Annotated in this window: 13 protein-coding genes; 3 read left to right on the top strand and 10 right to left on the bottom strand. The window is 43.4% G+C overall.

Translation table 11 applies throughout. From position 1 onward, the window contains the following. Positions 1-18 precede the first annotated feature (18 nt). From AB6811_RS13230 to AB6811_RS13220, 3 genes are all read right to left on the bottom strand, one after another. Positions 19-1,062, bottom strand: a complete 1,044-nt coding sequence (locus AB6811_RS13230; RefSeq protein WP_369491069.1) for an efflux RND transporter periplasmic adaptor subunit — start codon at positions 1,060-1,062, stop codon at positions 19-21. Between the two features lie 103 nt (positions 1,063-1,165). Next, positions 1,166-2,680 carry a TolC family protein gene (locus AB6811_RS13225; RefSeq protein ID WP_369491068.1) on the bottom strand — a complete coding sequence of 505 codons (1,515 nt, stop codon included), beginning with the start codon at positions 2,678-2,680 and terminating at the stop codon, positions 1,166-1,168. A gap of 12 nt (positions 2,681-2,692) precedes the next feature. Further along, positions 2,693-3,289, bottom strand: a complete 597-nt coding sequence (locus AB6811_RS13220; protein WP_369491067.1) for a TetR/AcrR family transcriptional regulator — start codon at positions 3,287-3,289, stop codon at positions 2,693-2,695. Positions 3,290-3,615: 326 nt separating this feature from the next. Here AB6811_RS13220 and AB6811_RS13215 point away from each other — a divergent pair, with 326 nt between their 5' ends. Beyond that, positions 3,616-5,769, top strand: a complete 2,154-nt coding sequence (locus tag AB6811_RS13215; RefSeq protein ID WP_369491066.1) for an aldehyde ferredoxin oxidoreductase family protein — start codon at positions 3,616-3,618, stop codon at positions 5,767-5,769. A gap of 171 nt (positions 5,770-5,940) precedes the next feature. Here AB6811_RS13215 and AB6811_RS13210 read toward each other — a convergent pair whose 3' ends face one another. The 4 genes from AB6811_RS13210 to AB6811_RS13195 are packed head-to-tail and all read right to left on the bottom strand — an operon-like array spanning position 5,941 to position 11,691. Next, positions 5,941-8,466 carry a DEAD/DEAH box helicase gene (locus AB6811_RS13210; RefSeq protein WP_369491065.1) on the bottom strand — a complete coding sequence of 842 codons (2,526 nt, stop codon included), beginning with the start codon at positions 8,464-8,466 and terminating at the stop codon, positions 5,941-5,943. After that, on the bottom strand, positions 8,459-9,988 hold the full coding sequence (locus tag AB6811_RS13205) for an Eco57I restriction-modification methylase domain-containing protein (protein WP_369491064.1): 1,530 nt from the start codon (positions 9,986-9,988) through the stop codon (positions 8,459-8,461). The genes AB6811_RS13210 and AB6811_RS13205 overlap by 8 nt, the downstream gene beginning before the upstream one ends. After that, positions 9,981-11,030, bottom strand: a complete 1,050-nt coding sequence (locus AB6811_RS13200; RefSeq protein WP_369491063.1) for a PDDEXK nuclease domain-containing protein — start codon at positions 11,028-11,030, stop codon at positions 9,981-9,983. The genes AB6811_RS13205 and AB6811_RS13200 overlap by 8 nt, the downstream gene beginning before the upstream one ends. Further along, on the bottom strand, positions 11,017-11,691 hold the full coding sequence (locus tag AB6811_RS13195; protein ID WP_369491061.1) for an N-6 DNA methylase family protein: 675 nt from the start codon (positions 11,689-11,691) through the stop codon (positions 11,017-11,019). Before AB6811_RS13195 ends, AB6811_RS13200 begins: the two co-directional genes overlap by 14 nt. 369 nt (positions 11,692-12,060) lie before the next feature. Between AB6811_RS13195 and AB6811_RS13190 the strand changes: the two genes are divergently transcribed. Both AB6811_RS13190 and AB6811_RS13185 read left to right on the top strand, forming a co-directional pair. Further along, positions 12,061-13,395 (top strand): sigma-54-dependent transcriptional regulator, encoded by a 1,335-nt coding sequence (locus AB6811_RS13190; protein WP_369491060.1) that lies wholly within the window; start codon positions 12,061-12,063, stop codon positions 13,393-13,395. An 88-nt stretch (positions 13,396-13,483) separates the two neighbouring features. Next, the gene (locus AB6811_RS13185; RefSeq protein WP_369491059.1) at positions 13,484-14,593 is read left to right on the top strand and encodes a Yip1 family protein; all 1,110 of its coding nucleotides are present in this window, start codon (positions 13,484-13,486) and stop codon (positions 14,591-14,593) included. Here the strand turns inward: AB6811_RS13185 and AB6811_RS13180 are convergent. From AB6811_RS13180 to dnaG, 3 genes are all read right to left on the bottom strand, one after another. Next, entirely contained in the window at positions 14,583-17,657 is a 3,075-nt protein-coding gene (locus AB6811_RS13180; RefSeq protein ID WP_369491058.1) for an ATP-binding cassette domain-containing protein, read from the bottom strand. The two genes, AB6811_RS13185 and AB6811_RS13180, sit on opposite strands and share 11 nt — an antisense overlap. 119 nt (positions 17,658-17,776) lie before the next feature. Beyond that, complete coding sequence (locus tag AB6811_RS13175; RefSeq protein ID WP_369491057.1) at positions 17,777-18,589, bottom strand: hypothetical protein; 813 nt, start codon at positions 18,587-18,589, stop codon at positions 17,777-17,779. 239 nt (positions 18,590-18,828) lie between these two features. After that, a complete protein-coding gene (dnaG, locus tag AB6811_RS13170) occupies positions 18,829-20,769 on the bottom strand; it encodes a DNA primase (RefSeq protein WP_369491056.1) in 1,941 nt (646 codons plus the stop codon). Positions 20,770-20,790: the final 21 nt, after the last annotated feature.

Here is a 20,790-nt window from a genome sequence, read left to right as displayed (position 1 = left end):
TCCGTTTTTTTAGGATTTTTACCTGTTGCTCACCTTAACCTTTAAACCGTCGTTCACGCGGTTTTTGCCTTCGAGGATAATTTCGGTACCTGCATCGATACCCCTAACGGCAACGTGCTCACCAATGGTTTGCAGGCGCTCAACCTTAACACGGTGAACGGTATCGTTAACCACAGTAAATACAAAATCGTCCGATGTGCCAGGCATACGGTATATGCTACGCAGGGGCACCACTGCCGATTTCACCTCGGGTAGCATTACATCAACAAAGGCAAACATCCCCGGTTTAACCTCCATGTTTGAGTTGGGAATGGTAACCTCAACCGATGTGGAACGGGTTGTGGTTGAGAGCATGGGCTTAATTCTATCAACCTTCCCCTGAAAGGTTTTTCCGGGCATACCATCGAGCTTAACCACCACCGGTAGGCCTTTACGGATATGGATTAAATCCTTTTCGTTCACATCGAACTTTACAGTAGCAGGGTCAATTTGCATCAGCCTAACAATGCCCGAACGCATGGAATAGCCGGGCTCCAGACCGGGGTTAAGGAAGTAAACTTCTCCTTCCTCCATCATTCGCTCGGCAATTATGCCGCTGAAGGGAGCGTAAACCTGTGTGTTCTTTTTAACCATTTCGACCTTTGCGGTTGAAGCATCGTATTTAGCCTTAACATGGTCGTACTCCATCTCGCTTATGCTTCCCTTCTCGCGTAAGCGCGATACACGCTCAAAATCCTTCTTGATGGTTTCGTGCTCAATCATTGCCTGGGTAAGCATCTCATCGGAAAGTTCCACAATGAGATCGCCCTTTTTAACCATCTGGCCCTCCTCAAAGTAGATTTTTTCAACCTTTCCGGGTAGGGTAGCGCCTAAGTTTGCCTCCTTGTTGGCAAATACTGTACCTGTAAAGGTTAGAATCGGATTGAAAGTGCGCTCCTCAACCCTGATGGTGGATACAAGCGGAACATTCACTTCGCTTTGGGCTTGTTCCTGCTTATTGCCACTGCACGATACAAAAACCAACGCAGCAGCTGCTGTAAATAGTAAAATTAATCGTTTCATGGTTTAATATTTTGTAGTTTTAATTAGTTCAAAGTTTAAGGTTTAAGGTTCAAGGTTCAAGGTTTAAAGTAACAGCTGTAAACTGTACACTGAACACTATTATCTATTTCAAACTTCCCGTAACCCGTTTCAGGTTAACCACATTCAGCCTGTATTCCATGCGAGCATCAATCAGGTCGCTGAAAGCATTCTGCCACATGGCTTGAGCCTCAAGCACGTCGGAAGTTTTTTGACGACCACTCTCAAAGGCATCGCGGGTAACCTTTAGGTTTTCCTCGGCCTGTTTTAGGTTTACCTGAGCCATCTCAACCTTCTTGATTGACTCGTTGAGCTGAAAAATGGCCTGCTGCACCTGAAGGCTGATTAGCTCCTTAGCTTCGTCCATCTTAAGTTCAGCTACGCGCTGTTCGCTTCGGGCTGCCTTAAGGGTATGGCCACGGTCGTTCCAGTGGAAAATGGGAACGTTTATAGCAACACCTACGCTCCAGTCGCCACCAAAGTTCTCGGTGAGCCCGTTGTAGGGGTTGGGGTTAAAGAACATGTAGTTGGCAGTTAAACCAATGTTTGGCATGTAGCGCGATTTCATCAGGTTAACACCGGACTTGGCAATATTGATGGTTTGGTTAAGCGCCTCAATCTCAGGACGGCGGGCCAAAGCCGAGTCGGTGTAGTTCATTTGGGCTATGGGCTCCATTAGAGCTGGTAATGAGTCAGCTATAACTATATCGGTATTAAGGGGTAATCCTACCTGCTGGCAAAGAGCCATTTTGGATAGGGTAAGTCCGTTCTGCGCTTTCAGCAGGTTTAGCTCGGCTTCGTTTTTCTTTACCTTTACCTTAAGCAGGTCATTCTTTATGATTATGCCCTCGGCATAGTAGTTTTCCAGGTCGGTATTGAGCTTATCGAGCAGGGCAATGTAAGCCTGAACCAGCTTAACCTTTTCGGCCACTGCTGCAACACGCCAGTACGATTCCTCTGTTTTGTATAGTACCTCGGTACGTTCAGCTTCGCTTTGTGCCCGGGCTAACTTTTCGCCATACTTTGCAATGCGGTAGGTTTCCCTGATTTTTCCACCTGTAAAGATGGGCTGGGTGAGGTTAACCCCTGCCACGTAAACATTCTTATTGCCAAACTCAGCCTTATCCTTTGGGAGCCAGGTATATCGCTGAAAGAGCGGGTTCCCATCGCTATCGGTATAGGGTTGTCCGGTACTGGGGTCAATGGCAAAGGTGCTGCCAAAAACCAATGGGTTAAAGTTTGGGTTTGGGGTTCCATCGGGAAGGGTTGGGCTAAGAATTGCGCTGTTAAGCCCACCGGTTACTGGGTCAATGGCCGTGTAGGGTATAACCGGAAGCATCAAATCCTTATCGAGCAGGCTGAACTTTTTGTTGGTTCGGGTGTAAAGCCCGTTTGCACTGATACTTGGCAGGAATTGTGTTTGTGCAGAACGCTTCAAGGCACCTGCCGCCTCAACATGCTCATCGGCAATTAAAACCTTCTGGTTATGCTCCAGCGCCATTTGCCGGCACTGTTCCAGAGTTAGAACTTGCTGACCCGAAACATAGCCAATACCAATTAGCCATGCCCCGAAAAAAGAAACCAATCTTAAAATCTTCATAGCTGTTGTATGTTAACGTTTTACAATTCCGTAGAAAAGAATATCGAGCATATCGTCAATAACCATATTAAGGCTCTCCACACCCATGGTTGAAGTAACCAGTGGAATCTCCAAGCCTTTCATAGCCGTAACTATGGCCAATGCCGATAGGTTTAAATCCTTTACCTTGAGCTCATTCCTATTTATACCCTCCTCAAGCATCTGTTTTACAATGGTTATTTCCTCGTCGTCGTACTTTTTCCTGAACTTTTCGGTTAGCTCCAGGTTCATTAGATCGTCGTTCTTGAGGATTTCCATGTAGTTTGATAGATGCTTGATTAAATCCATGCGCATCTTAACGTAGGAGCGAAGCTTTTCGGTAACGGGCAGCCCACTCTCAAGTATCTCCTTAACCTTAACCCTAAGCAGGTTGGCTTCCCGGTCAACCACTGCCTGAAAAATCTCCTCCTTACCCTTAAAGTAGTAGTAAATGGAGCTTTTGCCCATTCGTAGTGCCCGGGCAATATCCTCCATCGATGTTTTCTTAAAGCCATACCGGCTGAAAACTTCGGTAGCCGCGCTAACAATATTCTCGCGCATTCCCTTGTGGCTATCTTCTAACTGGTTCATATTTAGAGCATTTAAACTTTCGAACATTTTAGTTTAACGTTCCAAAAATACAACGAAGGCTAAAACGTCGAATAAAATATTCGACTAATTTGTGTTAAAATTCGAATAATTTTTTAAGTGATAGAATTTCAGAGGAATAACAATTCGAATAAAAATTTGAAAAATCGCTATCAAAATGATAGCCTCCACAGGACTTTCGCAGCAATATTCCAATATGCAAACGATTTCATATTGATAGAAGTCATTTTTTATTGATAACTTTACGGGTACTTTTATAGCTGCGAATACTATAACAGAACTAGAAATTAAACCAAAACATAAACACTATGGACGTTAAGGAAATGGCTAAGCAGCACAAGATGCTGACCCAGTGGAAGTACGAGTGGAAACCGCTTTACCGCGGCTACACCGATAAAACCTTGTACATAAACGTTGGAACCAACGAGGTTAAGGAAAAACCCGTACCCCCAATCATGAAGGAGAAATTCATTGGCGGTAAGGGTTACGACCTGCGCCTTTTGTGGGATGCAACCAAACCCGATACCAAATGGAACGACCCCGAGAACGAGATTGTTATCTCATCGGGTCCCATTGGCGGTATCACCCAGTACTCCGGTACCGGTAAATCGTTAGTTTGTACCATCTCGCCCCAAACCGATATTGTTATCGACTCAAACGTGGGTGGTTTCTTTGGCCCTTTCCTCAAGTTCTCAGGTTTTGATGCCCTTGAGATTCAGGGTAAGGCTAAAAACGATGTTATCATTTACATCGACGGCGTTGAGCACAAGGTTGAGATTTTTGAGGCTCCCGCCGAGCCGCTCGATAGCCATATTCTTGGCGAGGTGCTTAGCGAGATGTTTGCCAAGGACGAAGCCGATAAAAAGAATATCGGTATAGTTTCAACTGGCGCCGCTGCCGACCATAGCCTTATTGGCATGCTAAACTTCACCTTCTACGATCCCAAACGTAAGTGCATCCGCCTAAAACAATCCGGTCGTGGTGGTATTGGTACCGTTTTCCGCGATAAGAAGATTAAAGCCATAGTTTGCAAGATTCCTGGCGTTAAGGGTAACCTTAACAACGTGGCTGACCTTGAAGCCATTGCTGAGCGTGGCCGCCGCTTTAACCGCGAAATCCGCGAACTCGACGATAAGCAGTGCCAGATGCGCAGCAAGGGTACCGCCCACCTAGTTGAAATCATGAACGATTACGACCTGCTACCAACCCATAACTTCCAGTACGGCTCGCATAAGGATGCTCACAAGATTCACTCCGATGTATGGAAGAGCTACTTCACCCAGGGTGTTCCCGATGGTTGCTGGATTGGTTGCAACATGAGCTGCGCCAAGGGTGTGGATAAGTTCGAGATTAAAACCGGCCCCTACAAGGGACAGAAAGTGATTGTTGATGGTCCCGAGTATGAAACCGCTGCCGGATTAGGCTCCAACTGCGGAATTTTTGATCCGGAGTACGTTATTGAGGCCAACTTTTACTGCGATACCTACGGCATTTGCACCATCACCTGGGGCACCACCATGGCATTCATCATGGAGTGCTATGAGCGTGGTATTCTCAATAAGGAGCGTACCGGTGGTCTGGAGCTAAGGTTTGGCAACAAGGATGCTGCTCTTGAGCTGCTGCACCAGGTTGCCCGAGGCGAAGGCTTTGGTAAACTTGCCGGAATGGGCGTTAAAAAACTTAAGGAGCACTTTGTTAAGGAGTACGGTGCCGATGAGAAATTCCTGAACGACATTGCCATGGTTAACAAGGGCCTGGAGTACAGCCAGTACGTTTCAAAGGAATCGTTGGCACAGCAGGGTGGCTACGCCATGACCAACAAGGGCCCACAACACGACGAGGCTTGGCTCATCTTCATGGATATGGTTAACAACCACATACCAACCTTTGAGGACAAGGCCGAGGCGCTGCACTACTTCCCCATGTTCCGTACATGGTTTGGGCTTCAGGGTCTTTGCAAGCTCCCCTGGAACGATGTTGAGCCCGAAAACAACGCCGAGACCGATGAACCAGCTAAGGTTCCCGAGCACGTTGATAACTACGTTACCATATACAACGCCGTAACCGGCAGCAATATCGATAAGCATGAGCTTATCCGCCAGAGCGAGCGCGTTTACAACTTCCAGCGCATCTTCAACATTCGCCGGGGCTATGGTACCCGCAAGTACGATGCTCAACCCTACCGCGCTGCTGGTCCTGTTACCAAGGAGGAGTACCTCAGCCGCGAGGAGCGCTACGATAAGCAGCTCAAGGAGCAGGTGGGAGTTGATCCTACCAGGATGACCCTTGAGGAAAAGATGGCAGCCCTACGTAAGTACCGCGAGGATCGCTACGAGAAACTGCTCGATGCAGTTTACGAGCGCCGTGGCTGGAACAAGAATGGCGTGCCCACTATTGAGCACCTCAAGAAAATTGGAATGGACTTACCCGAGCTCATCGAAGTGGTAAAACCATTGCAGTAATACACTCACCTAACCAAACCTAACCAAATCCCCCGGTACCTAAACAGGCCGGGGGATTTTATTGAAGGAGAGTTTAATTCGCTTATTGTGAATATTTACCTTGTAATTTCATTAGGTGTTTGAGGGTTCATAAAAGTCAAAATAATTGCACTCATTTTTGCTTACAAATTCCTACTTTGGTTCGTTTTCGAAGGTCTCTTCGTATTCTTTTCTTTTCAAAATAGTGTCGTAAAGCCCAACATCTTCACCCGCGTGCTTGTTAATACCTATATACTCTAAACTTGAGTCCTCGTATCGTTTGAATTTGTAAACCGCATCATTCATAAGTGCAGAGTTAAACACACCAAGGCTAACTAATAGCTCAAAGTCTTTTTGAGTTAAACCAGTAACTTTTTTGAAAAGACCCGGTTCTAATTGCGTAATCACATCTTTTAAACTTCGTTCCCTAAAATCGGTTAAATACATAAACACTGGAATACGAGTTGCAAACTTGATGAGTTTTTCCTGTACTTGTTTTCTTAAGCTCTTGTACTGCTTTTCTTCCTCGGTAAGTTCCTTTTTTTCCTTTGGGGTCAATTCCTTTTCATTCGCTTCCTTCTTGACTTTTTTTACTGCTTCTGATTTGTTAATAATGGTTTCAATGTCTTGATTTAGATTTCTGAAACCTTCAATATTCATTAAAGCTTTCATGGCTTCCTCGTTAGCCATAAGACGAGCAAGCGTATTGTTATCAACATTCACTAACAATGCACTCTCCCATCTTCGTGCTAAAAGAGTTGCAGTTGTGCCACTCATTGCAATATCTAGAATACCAGCAGCATCAATTTGTTTCATAGAACTGCCATCGTATGCCAATACAGGGAGGAAGTTGATAAAATCTTCAACATTCTTTTCGGGGTTGGACTCATTCACATTCAGCCTACAGGCGTAATCGGCAATTTGGCGTAAGGCTCTATTGGGAGCAAAATCAAAAACATAACATTCTTCTTTAAGTATCACCTCTTTGTTTGGCGATTTGCCATCGGGATTCTTTATTACCCAGGGTGTTTGAACACGGAATGCTGCCTGAAAGTACGTTTCAGGGCTTGTTAAATTTCGCAACATAAATATGCCTGTCCACGGTTTTACCGATACACCGGTAGTTAGTTTACCACAGGATAAAGTAATGGTTTTTGATTTAAGCGGATTATCTGTCATTGCATCTAAAACAGGAGGTAAAGCTTGAACACCAACACCTGCTTTAACGCCAGCAGCAACAACCACATTAAAATCATGATAGAATTTGTTGTTTGGTCGTTTAAGTAAATTTGCCATTGCATAACAGGATGCTACTGTCGGCAAAAACCAAAAGGTGTGATTTAGCACTTTTAGTAAAGGAGCATGCGAAAAGGGTAATGGGGGTTTTTTTGCACCCATTTTTAGGTTGTCGATGGTTGTCTCGGTGTACGATCCTCTAATAAGGTCCAACCATTTTTGTACCTCGTCTTCGTATTTGAATCGGGCCTTTGAACCTTCGCCTTCAGCAGAAAAAAACACATTCAAATCAAAACCATCAAACTCGCCTAAATCGGCAATTTTACTTATTGTTTCTGGCAATTGGTATGTCATCAATACCATTCTTGGCAAAGATGCGTACGGGTTGGGTCCTTTGCTGTTGTCCCATTCGGCTTTAGCTTTTTGCTCGTCTGAGTACGTCCAGTTGAAAATCTGTTCTTCAATAAATTCTCCGGTTGCAATTGCGCGGAAAGGAGTTCCCGATAGATATAAGTAATGATTTGATGTAATTGGTAGTGTATCTTCGTCAAAGTATTCTAGACCTTCACCCTCGCCAAATTCCATTTCTTTTTTGCCCTCAGCTTCAAAAAGCTCTTTGGCGTTTTCCCTCCAGGCCCCATAGTGGTATTCGTCAAAAATCACACAATCCCAATGAGTAATGTGAACCCATTCATTTTTGGTTTTGATGCCACCCGTGCTGGTATTTTTACCTAAAACATCTTGAAACGAAGCGAAACAAACTACAGGTTTAGATTTGTCATATTGAGGATACCCTTCATTAGGTAGTTCCTTCCCCGAAATAAATTGCCAGCCATCAAAATCGACATGCGTTAGTAGGTCTTCTTCCCAAGCACTTTGCACAGCAGGTTTGAAAGTAAGTACCAAAATTTTTTTCCAACCCATTTTTTTAGCCAACTGATAACTGGCAAAGGTTTTTCCAAAACGCATTTTAGCGTTCCAAAGGAAGTGGGGGGTTTTATCGGGATTTTCTCTTTTAAAACTCTTGAAATATGCCATGGTTTTTTCTACGGCCGCTGATTGCTCAGGTCGCATTGGGAAAGTAAGTGTCCTGCTAGGTTCAGTTCGTTCACCGTTCTTTATATCCCAAATGGCTTTGCGTAATTCATTAACAGTGCATTTGAACCACTCACCCTCAGGGTTTTTTATGCCCATTCTTTTAAGAGCGCGATGCACATCGTGGTCGGTAAAACTGCTACCATCGCTTTTCATGGCCGAATCCTCAAATACAATTTTGTATTTTATTCCAGCAGTTCCTAGTTGCTCCCTAATGCGGGTTTGAGCATCGCGATCAGTATAACCAATTTTTAACAAGCCCACGTGGCTTTCAACACCAACCAACTCATAGGCATAAATGGTTGGATTGGCAGATGGTCTTGCTGGAAAAAATTCTTTTTTACTCATCTTTACTTTCACCATTGGTTGAATCCATTGGCCTTATCATACTCTCTATAAACGCAATCTCTTCTTCCGTTAACCCATATTTTTTGTAGAGCTTTTCGTCTGTCCAGGGTTCGGAAAAGTCTTGGAGAGGAACGAAAGCAAATCGGTCTTTTGTAATGTCCTGTGAAAATGTAAGTTGAGATACTAAAAACCTTGTAAATTTTGTTTTCAAATAACTCAAAAGGTTTTTGCATTCTTTTTCAGTGTAAAAGGCCCCACATATAATGTACGATTCTGTGCAAATTTCATTTGGCTTTAATATTTCCAAAGTTGAAAAAACTCTTCTTTTACCTTCTTTATCAGGCTGTCCTGCGTGATCGTAAGAAGTTTTTGAGGTTATGACTTTCCAAAGTGGAATTAAATCTTTTCCAACTGTAATTAAATTACTCGGATAATTTCCATAACCACCATAATATTTCAACTTTAAGTCTCCTTTTGATTTTGGTCTAATGTTGGTAGCTAAACCAAAAGGTTTTCTACTCGAAACCTGTTCACTCAAAAATGATTTTGACAATCTTTTTATTTTCTTAATAACTTCAACAGCAACAGAGTAACGAATAAATGTATCAAATTCATTCAAATATCTTTTAGAGGTGTCTATTTGACTTCCGTTTCTTATTTCTATTTCAGTTTCTCCATTATATGAAGAATCCCAAAGAAAGTAACAGACTCCGCCTGGAACGTCAGCTCCAGGGAATATATCTGAAGCTGAAGTGTAATCAACTAATTTTCGGAAACGCTTGTCACTCAACATTTGATCTCTAAAATCATTTAGTCCTTTTCCACCAGCAAACCATCTGTCAGGAATGATCATAACTAAAAACTTTGGATTTATTTTTTTTGCCTGTTGTAAAAATTTATGATATAGCGGCTTTGCACTCCTGCCATATCCCCCATCACTCAGTTGATACGGTGGATTTCCAATAATAACATCGAACTTCATATTTTCCTCATTAAAAAATACTAATGGATTATCTGTGTGTATAAAATTGTAAGCGTAAGATTCTGCTTCTACGCCCCGGTCATAAACATCACGGCTGGCACCACACCAAACGCATCTACCATTTTCCCAGGTATGTTGAATACGTTCATAGTAAATGTTACCTTGCTCATTATCAAAATTTTCACAAAAACTGTATTTCCCATTGGCGGTTTTTGAGCCGTATACAGTTCGTCGGCTAAGCAATGCGGTAAGCTCGGTTATTGCTATACCATAAAGCTGTTTGGTAAAAATATGGTTAATGCGCTCCTGCTTGTTGGGTATGTGTTTTTCAAGACCTTTATCAAGTCGTTTGGCAATTTCGCGTAAGAATACCCCTGTTTTGGAAGCAGGGTCTAAGAATTTAATGTTTGGGTTGCAAAACAAATCGGCAGGTAGCATATCCAGCATTTCGTTCACCAGCTTTGGAGGTGTGAATACTTCGTCGTTGCTAAGGTTTGCAAGACAAGCAAGGACATCCGGATTATAGTTAGTTTCAATCATTTTCACCGCTATTATTTGTAGCTAAAAATTTTTCTCTAGCAATCTCGATAGCTTTATGAAGTTTTTCTTCCAATAATTTCAATTCTGGAAGTTTGGTCAAATATTCAGCAACCTTAATATTGCTATGCTCAAGCTGGAGCAGCTCAATATGTTCTTCGTTTTTAGCAGCGCACAGAATCAAACCTATTGGCAGATTTTCCCCCTCGAGCATTTCGTATTTTTCTAACCATCGCAAATAGAGTTCCATCTGTCCTTTATATGAAGCTTCAAACTTACCAAGCTTTAAATCGATAGCAACCAAACATTTTAACCGGCGATGATAAAAAAGTAAATCAATGTAGTAATCATCATTATCAATAGTGATCCTTTTTTGCCGAGCCAGAAAGGCAAAATCAGAGCCAAATTCTATGATAAATTTCTGTAATTCAGCAAGAATTGAATCTTCTAAATCTTTTTCGGAATAGATATCTTTAAGACCTAAAAAGTCGAGAAAATATGGATCACGAAACACCAAATCAGGGGAAAGTTTTTGAGAATTTCTCAGAGAATCAATTTCCTTCTGGATAAGTTCTTCTGGCTTTTTACTAATAGCAGTGCGTTCATAAAGCATAGAATTGATTCGATCCTTCAAAGTGCGCACACTCCATTTTTCGAGTTTGCACATCTCTATATAGAAATCTCTTTTTAGAGTGTCTTCCATATACATAACCAATCGTATATGTGACCAGCTCAATTGTCTACACAGTGTGTATACAATTTCTTTGTCAACAAACACCTGAGCAAACTGCATACATTGTCTTAGTTGTTTTTCACCCCAACCTTTACCATATTCTGCGGTAAGTTGTTTTGATAGCGAAAGAACAACCTCTTTCCCATATTCGGCTCGCTGGTTTTGTAAAATATCCTCGTTAATACGTTTACCAATTTGCCAATACATTAAAGTGATTGTTGAGTTAACAACTACCGCAACATTTTGACGACTTTGTTCAATAATATGCTTTATATCAGCAATGAGGTTATCATTTTTTTTAATATTGCTCATTTTCACCCAACTTTAAGAAATGAACTAAAGGAAAATCTTTTACGGGTTCATCAATGGCAGCAGGGCTACCTTCATCGTTGAACAAAGAAAATTGATGTGTTTTTTCTACTAGAAATTTAAACATAAAGTCGCGACGTTTAAGCATATTACCGCTTACAACACTCCATTCGGAAAATACAATGGGTTTCTTAGTAACAGGGTTAGTAAAGTCTAAAGCATCGCCCCAGAGGATGTTTCTATTAAGCAAGAATTTTACGCTTTTTCGGCATTCGTCTTTGCAATTTCCGTTAAATAAAGTAGAGTAGCGTTCATTAAAAATATTAAATAAACGTTCACGGCATTCCCTAGCATTGTCTTCTAAAATTTCCACGCCGTAAATGCTTGAAACGGCAATCACAGCATAAAGTTCCCATTCGTTTTGGCTTTTACCGTATCGTTGGTCAACAACATTGAGCTTACGGCGAAAAACTTCTGCTAAAAAATTACCATTTCCACAAGCAGGCTCTAGGAAACGGGAATCAATTCGCTCAGTTTCGTTTTTAACCAGATCAAGCATATCATTAACTAACCACTCAGGCGTAAACACCTCGCCATGATCTTGAACTCGTTTTTTAGATTTTACGAGCTTATCTGCCTTTTTATTTTTAGATGTATCGTTCATTTTACAATTTAACTTATCTGCATTAAAATTAAGACTAGGAAAAGTTAATAATATAGTCCTATGATCCCCTCGGTCGCAAGCGTTTGTAAACGCGTGCGACATACTCCATTCCGCCAGGTTACTTTCAGTAAATGTAGTAAAAAATCCCCTCGTTCAGGCAAGCACAAAAAACTTTTTATGTTCGGCTAAAGAACTGCGCTAGGCATATACTCCACCCAACCTCGCTAACGCAAGCGTCCGCAGACTCGTGCTAACAAGGTATTTACATAGTTTTTTTTTACCATTCACTAAACACCATACACCAAACACTTAAATTTCTATTTCTCCAAAATAGTTTCTACCTTAGCGTTGGTGAATGGGATAAACTAAATGGCTAAGATTCTTGTAGTTGACGACGATTCTACCTTTTGCCTGATGCTTAAAACCTTTCTGGTAAGGAACGGGCATAAGGTTACCGAGGCCTTCTCGTTCGATGATGCAAGGCAGGCTATTCAGGCCACAACGTTCGATGTGGTGCTAACCGATTTTCGCCTGCCGGAGAAGTCGGGAATGGATGTGCTTGCCGAGGCAAAACGTAAAAACCGCGATACCATTGTTATTGTGATGACCGGCTATGGCGATATACGCATGGCGGTTAAGGCCATTAAGCAGGGTGCCTACGATTACGTTACCAAGCCGGTAAACCCGGAGGAAATCCTGGCAACCATAAACAACGCTCTGCCCGTTTCGGTGGGGAAAACCCCCGAAACCGATACCGATGCATTCACCTTTATTGAGGGTAAAAGCCGTTACAGCCAGGAGGTGATGCGTTACATCAACATTGTTGCACCCACCAACCTATCGGTTATTATACAGGGCGATAGCGGAACCGGCAAGGAGTTTGTTGCCCGTCAAATTCACCGTGCCAGCAAACGGAACAGCAAGCCCTTTGTAGCCATCGACTGTGGCGCGCTACCGCGCGAGCTGGCCGCCAGCGAGTTCTTTGGCCATATCAAGGGTTCGTTTACAGGGGCTATTGCCGACAAGATTGGCCAGTTTGAGGTGGCCAATGGCGGTACTCTCTTCCTCGACGAAATTGGAAACCTACCCTACGATGTTCAGGTCAACCTGCTACGTGCCATCCAGGAACGAAAAATTAAGCGCATTGGCAGCAGCAAGGAGATACCCGTTGACGTGCGAATAATTGTTGCCACCAATGAGGACCTGCTCGAGATGGTGAACCGCGGAACATTCCGCGAGGACCTTTACCACAGGCTCAACGAGTTTACCATCAGGGTAGCACCGCTAGCCGAGCGCAAGGACGATTTGATGGTTTACGCCCAGTGGTTCCTGAACAATGCCAACAGGGAAATGGGAAAGAATATCCATGATTTTACGCCTGAGGCTATTGATGCCATGCTACAGTACAGCTGGCCCGGTAACCTCAGGGAGCTAAAAAATGCCATTCGCAGGGCAGTGCTTCTTGAGCAGTCAAGCAGCATTACCGTTGAATCGCTTCCCACTGAAATTGTATCGCCCAGCCAAAAAAGCAGCTCCACAAAAACCGATAACCTTAAAAACACCAAGGAGAAGGCTGAGCAGGAGCTGATTATTGCAACACTTGAAAAGGTTAAATACAATAAAACCAAGGCCGCCAAGCTGCTTAATATCGATAGAAAAACGCTCTACAATAAGCTTAAGCAGTACGGTATTGATACCGATTAAAGCCCTATCTTGATAAATATTTGCCTAAAGTTGACTTTCTCGTTTTTTTAACGGAACTTTCGTTCTTGAACCCAAAAAACTAATAACTATGAACGAGAATGCTTTCGACTTCAATAAGTTCATTGCCGATTCAAAGAATTCCCTGCTTAACCCCAAAGGGTATTTTGAGTCGATGAGTACCGCTGGCGGTATGGTAGAGCCCCTCCTCAAGGCTCTCATTTACGGAGTAGTTGCTGCAATAATAAACGCCATTTGGTTCTTTGCCCTGGGTAATACCCTTGGTGCATCGGGTGGAGTTTTTGGTGTTGGTGCATTTATTTTTACAATAATTGCAGCCATAATTGGGCTATTTATTGCAGCCGTAATTATTCTTCTGCTATCGAGTATAAGTGGTGGCAATACCGATTTTGAGGCAAACCTAAGGGTAAGCGCAGCGCTTATGGTGCTTATGCCCATCAACTCTTTACTCGCAGTTTTCGGGTTTATAAGCGGCTTACTGGGAACAATAGTATCGATAGCCATTGGTCTATACGGCTTGTACCTGCTTTACCTTGCTCTTACCAAAACACTAAAAGGGAAAGATGAAACAGCCCGCATTATTATTTACGTTTTAATCGCCCTTTTAGTAATTGGACAAATCATTAGTTACTTTAGCAGAAGGGCTCTTCAAAACTTTGGTAAGGATTTATCGCGGTATGAACAGGCTTATGGCGAAAAAGAGGAGGACCAAAACGCCGACTATAACTACTACAGCAACGAGAAACCCGATGAGTTCCCAAGCAAAGCGCTTGAAGTGGTTAAGGTTCACCTTTCAACGGGCAGTGGTTCAATAACAAAGGAGAAGATTGAAAGATTAGTAAAGCTTACCGAAGAGCTCGATAAGTACGAAAACGATAATGCCAAAATGATGGAGCTGGTAAAGGAGTTTGGCTATGCCGATATTTCCGAATACACCAACGATTACCTTGTTGTAATATCGGGCATAACAGCAGTATCGAGCTTAAATGCCATGGAACAGCTAATGAAAGCCTCGGAAAAGGAAAAGAAAGCAGCTGAAGGCTTTATGGTTGACGAGATGCTTAAAAACGCAGCCATACAATCAATTCTGAGCGGTAAGCTAACCGAATCGGATTTGGTTACAGTATTCAACAACTGGGATACGGTTAAAGACCTCGAGAATAAGACTGTTACCGAGTAAACTTTCCAATAATTCTCCACAGAACCGGCACCTTGCCAGTTTTTTTATTGTTAATAAGGTTCAGCAGCGTGTATAGGGCAATGGTAAAAAGCCAAATGGCAATTATGTTGAACCATATAGTTTTGATATACTGCCCGTTGAAGTACTTATAGGGTGCGTACAGCTGTGCGCGGCCAAAGGGATGGTCGGGTAACATGTATATGGGCTCGGCTTTCTGTATCAACCTATTGTCGGTTTCGAGGTATTTTGTTACCTCGTTGCTCCGTAGCACCCACTCGGCTAAAGCAGTGTTATGGTTTCCTTGTTTCAGCTTGTAAACGCCATCGTCGCCAAGCTGGCCCTTAAGAGCCAGGTAAACGCTATCGCGTTTGGCAGTGGCGGCACGCTGCTGCTCCTGAAAAAGCTTTTTGATGTAAAGCAGGTAACCATTCAGCTCAAAAGCAAACTGGTCGTAAAGCTGACCTTTTTTTAGCTCTTCCAGCAGTTCAAACTGGGGCACATCGTCGGATTGGGCAAGGTGTTCAATTTCATTGGCAATAAAGAGCAAATGGCGCGATATATCGGCACTCCTATCTTCATCGAGGTCATCGAGCCTCACGCATTCCTCAAGTTTAACCTGCAGGCGGGGAATAAGAAACGACGCCCTAAAAGCAGCACGGCTAAGCTGCATCTCGGCATCAAAGAAATTTTTTTCGTAACGGTTGTCCATGTACTGCGATACGGCAAGCGCCTCGTAGGCCCATCGCGATGTCATAACATCGCCAATAACCGGAACGTAAACTCTGCGAGTGAGCGATGAATTTAGGTTATCGAAATCAACTACCGTTCCGCTTAAAAGGATTTGCGGCACAAGCAGCAACGGTATGGTAATATATATGGCAACAACCGATTTCATCACTGAGCTGATTATCAACCCGAGCATATTGGCAAAGCATGCCGAGCTGAAAAGCACCAACCAGTACTTGAGCGTTAAACCTTTAACTCCAATAATGGTAAGGCTCACCCCTACAAACAGTAGCATTTGAATGGCCGAAAGACCAAACAGGTAAAGAACCTTTGAGTTGATGTAGCTGAAGCGGCTCAAGTTGAGAAACGACTCACGCTCCAGAATGCGGCGGTCGCCAATTATCTCCTCGGCACTAACACTAAGGCCCAGAAAGAGCGAAACTATCACGCTCATAAATATGAAAGCGGGTATGTTGCGGTTTGCCGCAAAAATATAATCGTTGCCTGGCGAGTACTTAATGAAGAAGGAAAGGATAAGCCCCAGAACAACGGGTTCCAGGATATTGAGCAACATGTATTGCCTGTTGGCTAACTTTGAGAGAAGGTTACGCTTGGTAAATACGTTTAGCTGCTTTATTACATCGGGTAACCGAAACTTTCCCTGGGGTAATGCCGTTTTCCCCTCAATTTCAATCACTTTGGGCTGAATCGATTCACGGTAGAGCCTATACCACTCCTCGGGCGATACCTTACGGTTTACGGTAAACGAACCGCTCCTATCAACCTGACGCTGCTCAATAATATCGAGTATATCCTCAGGGTTAACCCTTTTCCTTTGCACTGCTGATGTCACCAGATTGCCAACCCTAGCCGATTTCTCTCTAAAGTAACCAACCGCCTCGGTTGGGTTGCCCACATAAACCGGATACCCTCCTTTATCCAAAACCCATAGCCTATCGAACATCCTGAAAAGCCTTTCGGAGGGTTGATGTATATTTACCACAACCAGCTTGCCGGCATCGGCAAGGTTGCGGAGCAGGTTAAGTACCATAACCGAATCGTTGGACGAAAGGCCGCTGGTGGGCTCATCGAGGAAAAGCACCGCAGGCTCGCGTAGCAGCTCAAGCCCAATGTTTAGCCTCTTGCGCTGCCCTCCGCTTATAACCTTATCCAGAGCATTCCCTACCTTTAAATTCCTAATTTCCCATAAATCCAAGCTTTTTAAAGTAGAATCCACAAGCTCCCTAACCTGCTTACGGCTATAGTTGCCAAAGCAAAGCCTTGCATTAAAGAGCATGTTCTGGTAAACGGAGAGGTTCTCAATAAGCAAATCGTCCTGGGGTACAAAGCCAACAACACCCATCAGCTTATGCGACTCGTTATGAACGTCGTAGCCGTTAATCAGCACTTTGCCCTTATGGGGCTTAAGCTTGCCCGACAGGAGGTTCAGAAGGGTTGATTTACCCACCCCGCTACCGCCAAGTATTCCCACTACCCTCCCCGACTCCTCAACGGTACTAAAAGGCTTAATGCCCTGGTTGCTTCCGGGAAAAGTAAACTCAAGATCCTGAACAACCAATTTTACCGGCTGAACGCCGCTACCCAGCAAGCGTATACGTGTTATATTGTCGTATCGGATTTGCTCACCATTGCTAAGCGTGATGCTTGAACCCGGCTTAAAACAGTACGAACGTCCAGCTATAAGTGGTTCATCTTCAATCAAAACCTGTCTATCACCATGGTACTTAACTATGTAACAGCCTATGCTATGGAAGTAGGCAAAAAGTAGATTGCCTCCAAGTCCAGTACGTTTCTCGCATAATGCTTTTTCAAGTTCTTGGGTAGGGGAATTTTCATCGTATAGGAAAATCATCCTATTGCTATTGTTTTGCTCCCAACCCTCAAGAACATCTTGTGAAATAAATGAATTGCCTGGAAGCTGAAATTGATTAGCGGTTGGGCCAAAGCTTAGGAAATGGTATAGGCAAATTGCATCCTCTGGCTGAATGCCAATTACATTCCATGCGGTAAAAAGCTTTTGATGCCCAGATTCAGGGTACGAAGAGAGTACATGGTAAAATGCTATGGCCAACTCAATACGCTGTTCGGTGGTCATCGTTTCGCAGGGCAAACCGGCATCGTGTTTAAAATTACCGCTAACGAAACTCTCTGAATTAATGATACTGTCGAACTGCTTAAGAAGCTCCTCTCCATTAACATCAAAATCGGGTGATGAAAAGAAGCTTTGAATAATGCTCCGGCATTGCTCAATATCCCAGTCCTTGCGAGTTAAATCGGCCAGCGTATCGATAAGTCCTATGGCAATATTCTTATCCAAACTCTTTTTGCAATTTCTTTCTAACTAATTAGATAGTTTAAAAAGTTAAAAGTTACACGAAAAAAATAAAAAAACGCACCTTTTTGGGGTGCGCTTTAATAATCTTTTATAAAAATGGATTATACCAAGGCATTACGAACCTTTGTAATTTCTTCCATTAGCATTTGAAACTGATCGTTGGTCAATTTTTCACCCTCAACCTTATTGTAAATAGCCTGAATGGGGGCAAGCATATCCATCAGTTCCTTAACCTCAGGAATATCTCCACGGGGAGTCATGAGCTCCATAAGCTTGGCAAGGGGAGCCTTTTGGTTAGCAAGTATTTTTATGAACTCAGTGTTGTCGCGACTGGTCAAAGCAATCTGCGATGTGATATAAACACCCTCAATCCAACTACCAGCAACTACCAAAAGCGAGAGGCTTTCCTTTTGGTTTTGAACCAGAGTGCGGTAGGTTTCATAGTAGGAATTGGTAAAAATTACTATCAATGAATCCTTATTGTCGATATTCTTTTCAACATTCAATGCCAGTTCAGGGGTAAATCCGGCATTTATGTTAAGCTCCTCGACAAGCTGTTTACAAACCTTAAGGAAATTCATGGTTTCCTGTTTCATCTGGTAGGTTGTTGAGTAGGCAAGGTCAGCACCGTAAATACCCAGGTTAACGGCCTTGGCCTTTTCGGTCATGTATTTCCCAACATTATCAACCGGGTTACAAATGCCAATAATGAAACTTGCTCCGGCCTTATTAATCATTTGAACTACTTCGAATGAGGTAGGAATTGGATAGCTGGTTACTTCCTGAAAAGCTTGCTCCTTTGACTCGGCTTGTAGTTCTTCGGCTTGCTTTGCCTGCTTATTGCCACAGCTGAAAAAAACTATTGCCAGCATGGCTAACGTAAGAACTCGTAGGGTGTTAGTGTAGTTTTTCATATTTATTAATGTTTAAAGGTTAAACTATTTAGGTTCAGTAAAAAACATGACATAAACAATAACCACAATTGCTTTAATATGTTTGAACCAGTAAAACTGGCAAAGGTTTAAAGCAACCGAAAACCTAATTTGGTTTTTGTAAATTTACTAAAAACAATAATAACAAAAGAAAAACACTTAAAAAAGTTAGCAGAAATTAAAGGAAGGTACCATTATACTTGTGTAAGCTGCAAAAATTGCTACAGAATTACCCTATCTAAATCCTTCGACATCTTATTCATTAGGGCATAAAGCTCCCTGAGCCGTAGGAGTAACTGATTGGTTTCCTCAACCTGATCGGGTTTGAGCTTACTCAGCTCATCGGTTAGCTTGCTAATGGCCAGCTTCAGCACTTTGCTTTTGTAAACCATTATGGCCTTGGGTATGGCTGTTTGTAGAAAATCGGGGCTTTCAGAAACCTCGGCCTTGTGTTTTTCCCAAATCCGGCTAAGCACATATTTTTCGGTAAGTAAATCCACAGCCATTTGGCTAATTTCAGGATCGGTGTGGTTAATAAAAAATCGGTTATCGACCTCAACGTTTGTTTCCAGTAAACGCACGTATTCATCAAAAACCTTTTTGTAAATCAAATTCTGAAACTCTAAATCATCGTTAAGAATCTCATCAATGATATACTGAGCAGCAGTAATAGTGATAAGTTCATTGGTTCCCTCCACCTCCTGGCTAAATAGTACCTGGTTTCCGCTATTCAGCAGGAACCGTACAATCTCCTTTTCCTGCTCCTCGCAGCTAATTCCTTGAACAAAAGCAGGAATTTTGGGTGTTTCGTGTTCCCTAACCGCCTCGGTGCGTTCACGCTGGAGCAGCTGCTCCATTCTGCTCCTACGCAGCTTGCCAACCTCGGAGTAAAGCACTTCCTCGCCAATATCCATTAACTTGGCGCACTCCTTGATGTAAACCGCCCGAATCACCTGGTCGGGTATGGCACTTATTGAGCGTACAATGTCGGTAATAAGGTTAGCGCGTTTAATGGGATCGCTCTTGGCATCATCGAGCAGAAGGCGGGTCTTGAATTTGATGAAATCGGTTTCGTTTTGGTTGATGTACTCCAGCACCTCCGAGGCGTTATGGGAACGGGCAAAGCTGTCGGGGTCTTCGCCCTCGGGCATAAGCACCACCTTAACGTTAAGTCCCTCCTCCAGTATCATATCGATACCCCTGAGCGAGGCCTTAATGCCGGCGGCATCGCCGTCGTAAAGTATGGTAACGTTTGGGGTAAAGCGCTTTATCAGCTTAATCTGATCCTGCGTAAGCGATGTACCGGAACTGGCCACCACATTCTCAATGCCAGTTTGGTGCAACGAAATTACATCGGTGTAACCCTCTACCAGGTAACACTTGTTCTCCTGGGTGATGGCTTTTTTGGCATGGAAAATGCCGTAAAGCACCTCGCTTTTATGGTAAACCTCGCTCTCGGGGCTGTTAAGGTACTTAGCCGTTTTTTTATCGGCTTTAAGTATTCGCCCCCCAAAACCAATAACCCTACCGCTTATGCTATGGATGGGAAACATCACCCTACCGGCAAAGCGATCAAAGGTGCTGCCGTCGTCGCGCTTTATGGTAAGCCCGGTTTTAACAAGGTAGTCGAGCTTGAAACCATCGCGCAGTGCGCTTTGGGTAAAGGCATCGCGCTGGTCTAAGCAGTAACCCAGCTGAAACCTCTCAATGATATGGTCCTTAAATCCCCTCTCGCGGAAGTAAGCCATGGCAATGGTTTTGCCATCGGAATGCTTATGCAGCATATCGGAAAAGTAGCGCTGGGCATACGAGTTGATAACCATTAGGCTCTCGCGCTCGTTCCGCTTCTCTATCTCCTCGGGGGTAACCTCTTTCTCTTCAATCTCAATGTGATACTTCTTGGCCAGGAACTTAAGAGCCTCCACGTAGTTAAGCCGCTCATGCTCCATAATGAAATTGACCACATTCCCTCCCTTGCCACAGCCAAAGCACTTGAAAATACCCTTTGCCTGACTCACGGTGAACGAGGGCGTTTTCTCATTATGGAATGGACAAAGGCCCAGGTAATTAACCCCGCGTTTCCGAAGGGTAACGTATTCCTTTACCACCTCAACAATATCGGCTGCTGCCAGTATTTTATCAACTGTATGCTGGTCAATCATTTAGCAATACATTTTTGGCCT

Source organism: Tenuifilum sp. 4138str (assembly GCF_041102575.1).
GTDB lineage: Bacteria > Bacteroidota > Bacteroidia > Bacteroidales > Tenuifilaceae > Tenuifilum > Tenuifilum osseticum.
The sequence above is the reverse complement of the archived record's forward strand: the minus strand, read 5'-3'. Positions and strand labels throughout refer to the sequence as shown.

Bases quoted from the DNA above. Each gene is read 5' to 3' on its own strand.
- AB6811_RS13175 (WP_369491057.1), bottom strand. From the start codon at position 18,589: ATGAAAAACTACACTAACACCCTACGAGTTCTTACGTTAGCCATGCTG.
- dnaG (WP_369491056.1), bottom strand. From the start codon at position 20,769: ATGATTGACCAGCATACAGTTGATAAAATACTGGCAGCAGCCGATATT.
- AB6811_RS13200 (WP_369491063.1), bottom strand. From the start codon at position 11,030: ATGAGCAATATTAAAAAAAATGATAACCTCATTGCTGATATAAAGCAT.
- AB6811_RS13205 (WP_369491064.1), bottom strand. From the start codon at position 9,988: ATGATTGAAACTAACTATAATCCGGATGTCCTTGCTTGTCTTGCAAAC.
- AB6811_RS13230 (WP_369491069.1), bottom strand. From the start codon at position 1,062: ATGAAACGATTAATTTTACTATTTACAGCAGCTGCTGCGTTGGTTTTT.
- AB6811_RS13225 (WP_369491068.1), bottom strand. From the start codon at position 2,680: ATGAAGATTTTAAGATTGGTTTCTTTTTTCGGGGCATGGCTAATTGGT.
- AB6811_RS13185 (WP_369491059.1), top strand. From the start codon at position 13,484: ATGAACGAGAATGCTTTCGACTTCAATAAGTTCATTGCCGATTCAAAG.
- AB6811_RS13215 (WP_369491066.1), top strand. From the start codon at position 3,616: ATGGACGTTAAGGAAATGGCTAAGCAGCACAAGATGCTGACCCAGTGG.
- AB6811_RS13210 (WP_369491065.1), bottom strand. From the start codon at position 8,466: ATGAGTAAAAAAGAATTTTTTCCAGCAAGACCATCTGCCAATCCAACC.
- AB6811_RS13195 (WP_369491061.1), bottom strand. From the start codon at position 11,691: ATGAACGATACATCTAAAAATAAAAAGGCAGATAAGCTCGTAAAATCT.
- AB6811_RS13190 (WP_369491060.1), top strand. From the start codon at position 12,061: ATGGCTAAGATTCTTGTAGTTGACGACGATTCTACCTTTTGCCTGATG.
- AB6811_RS13220 (WP_369491067.1), bottom strand. From the start codon at position 3,289: ATGAACCAGTTAGAAGATAGCCACAAGGGAATGCGCGAGAATATTGTT.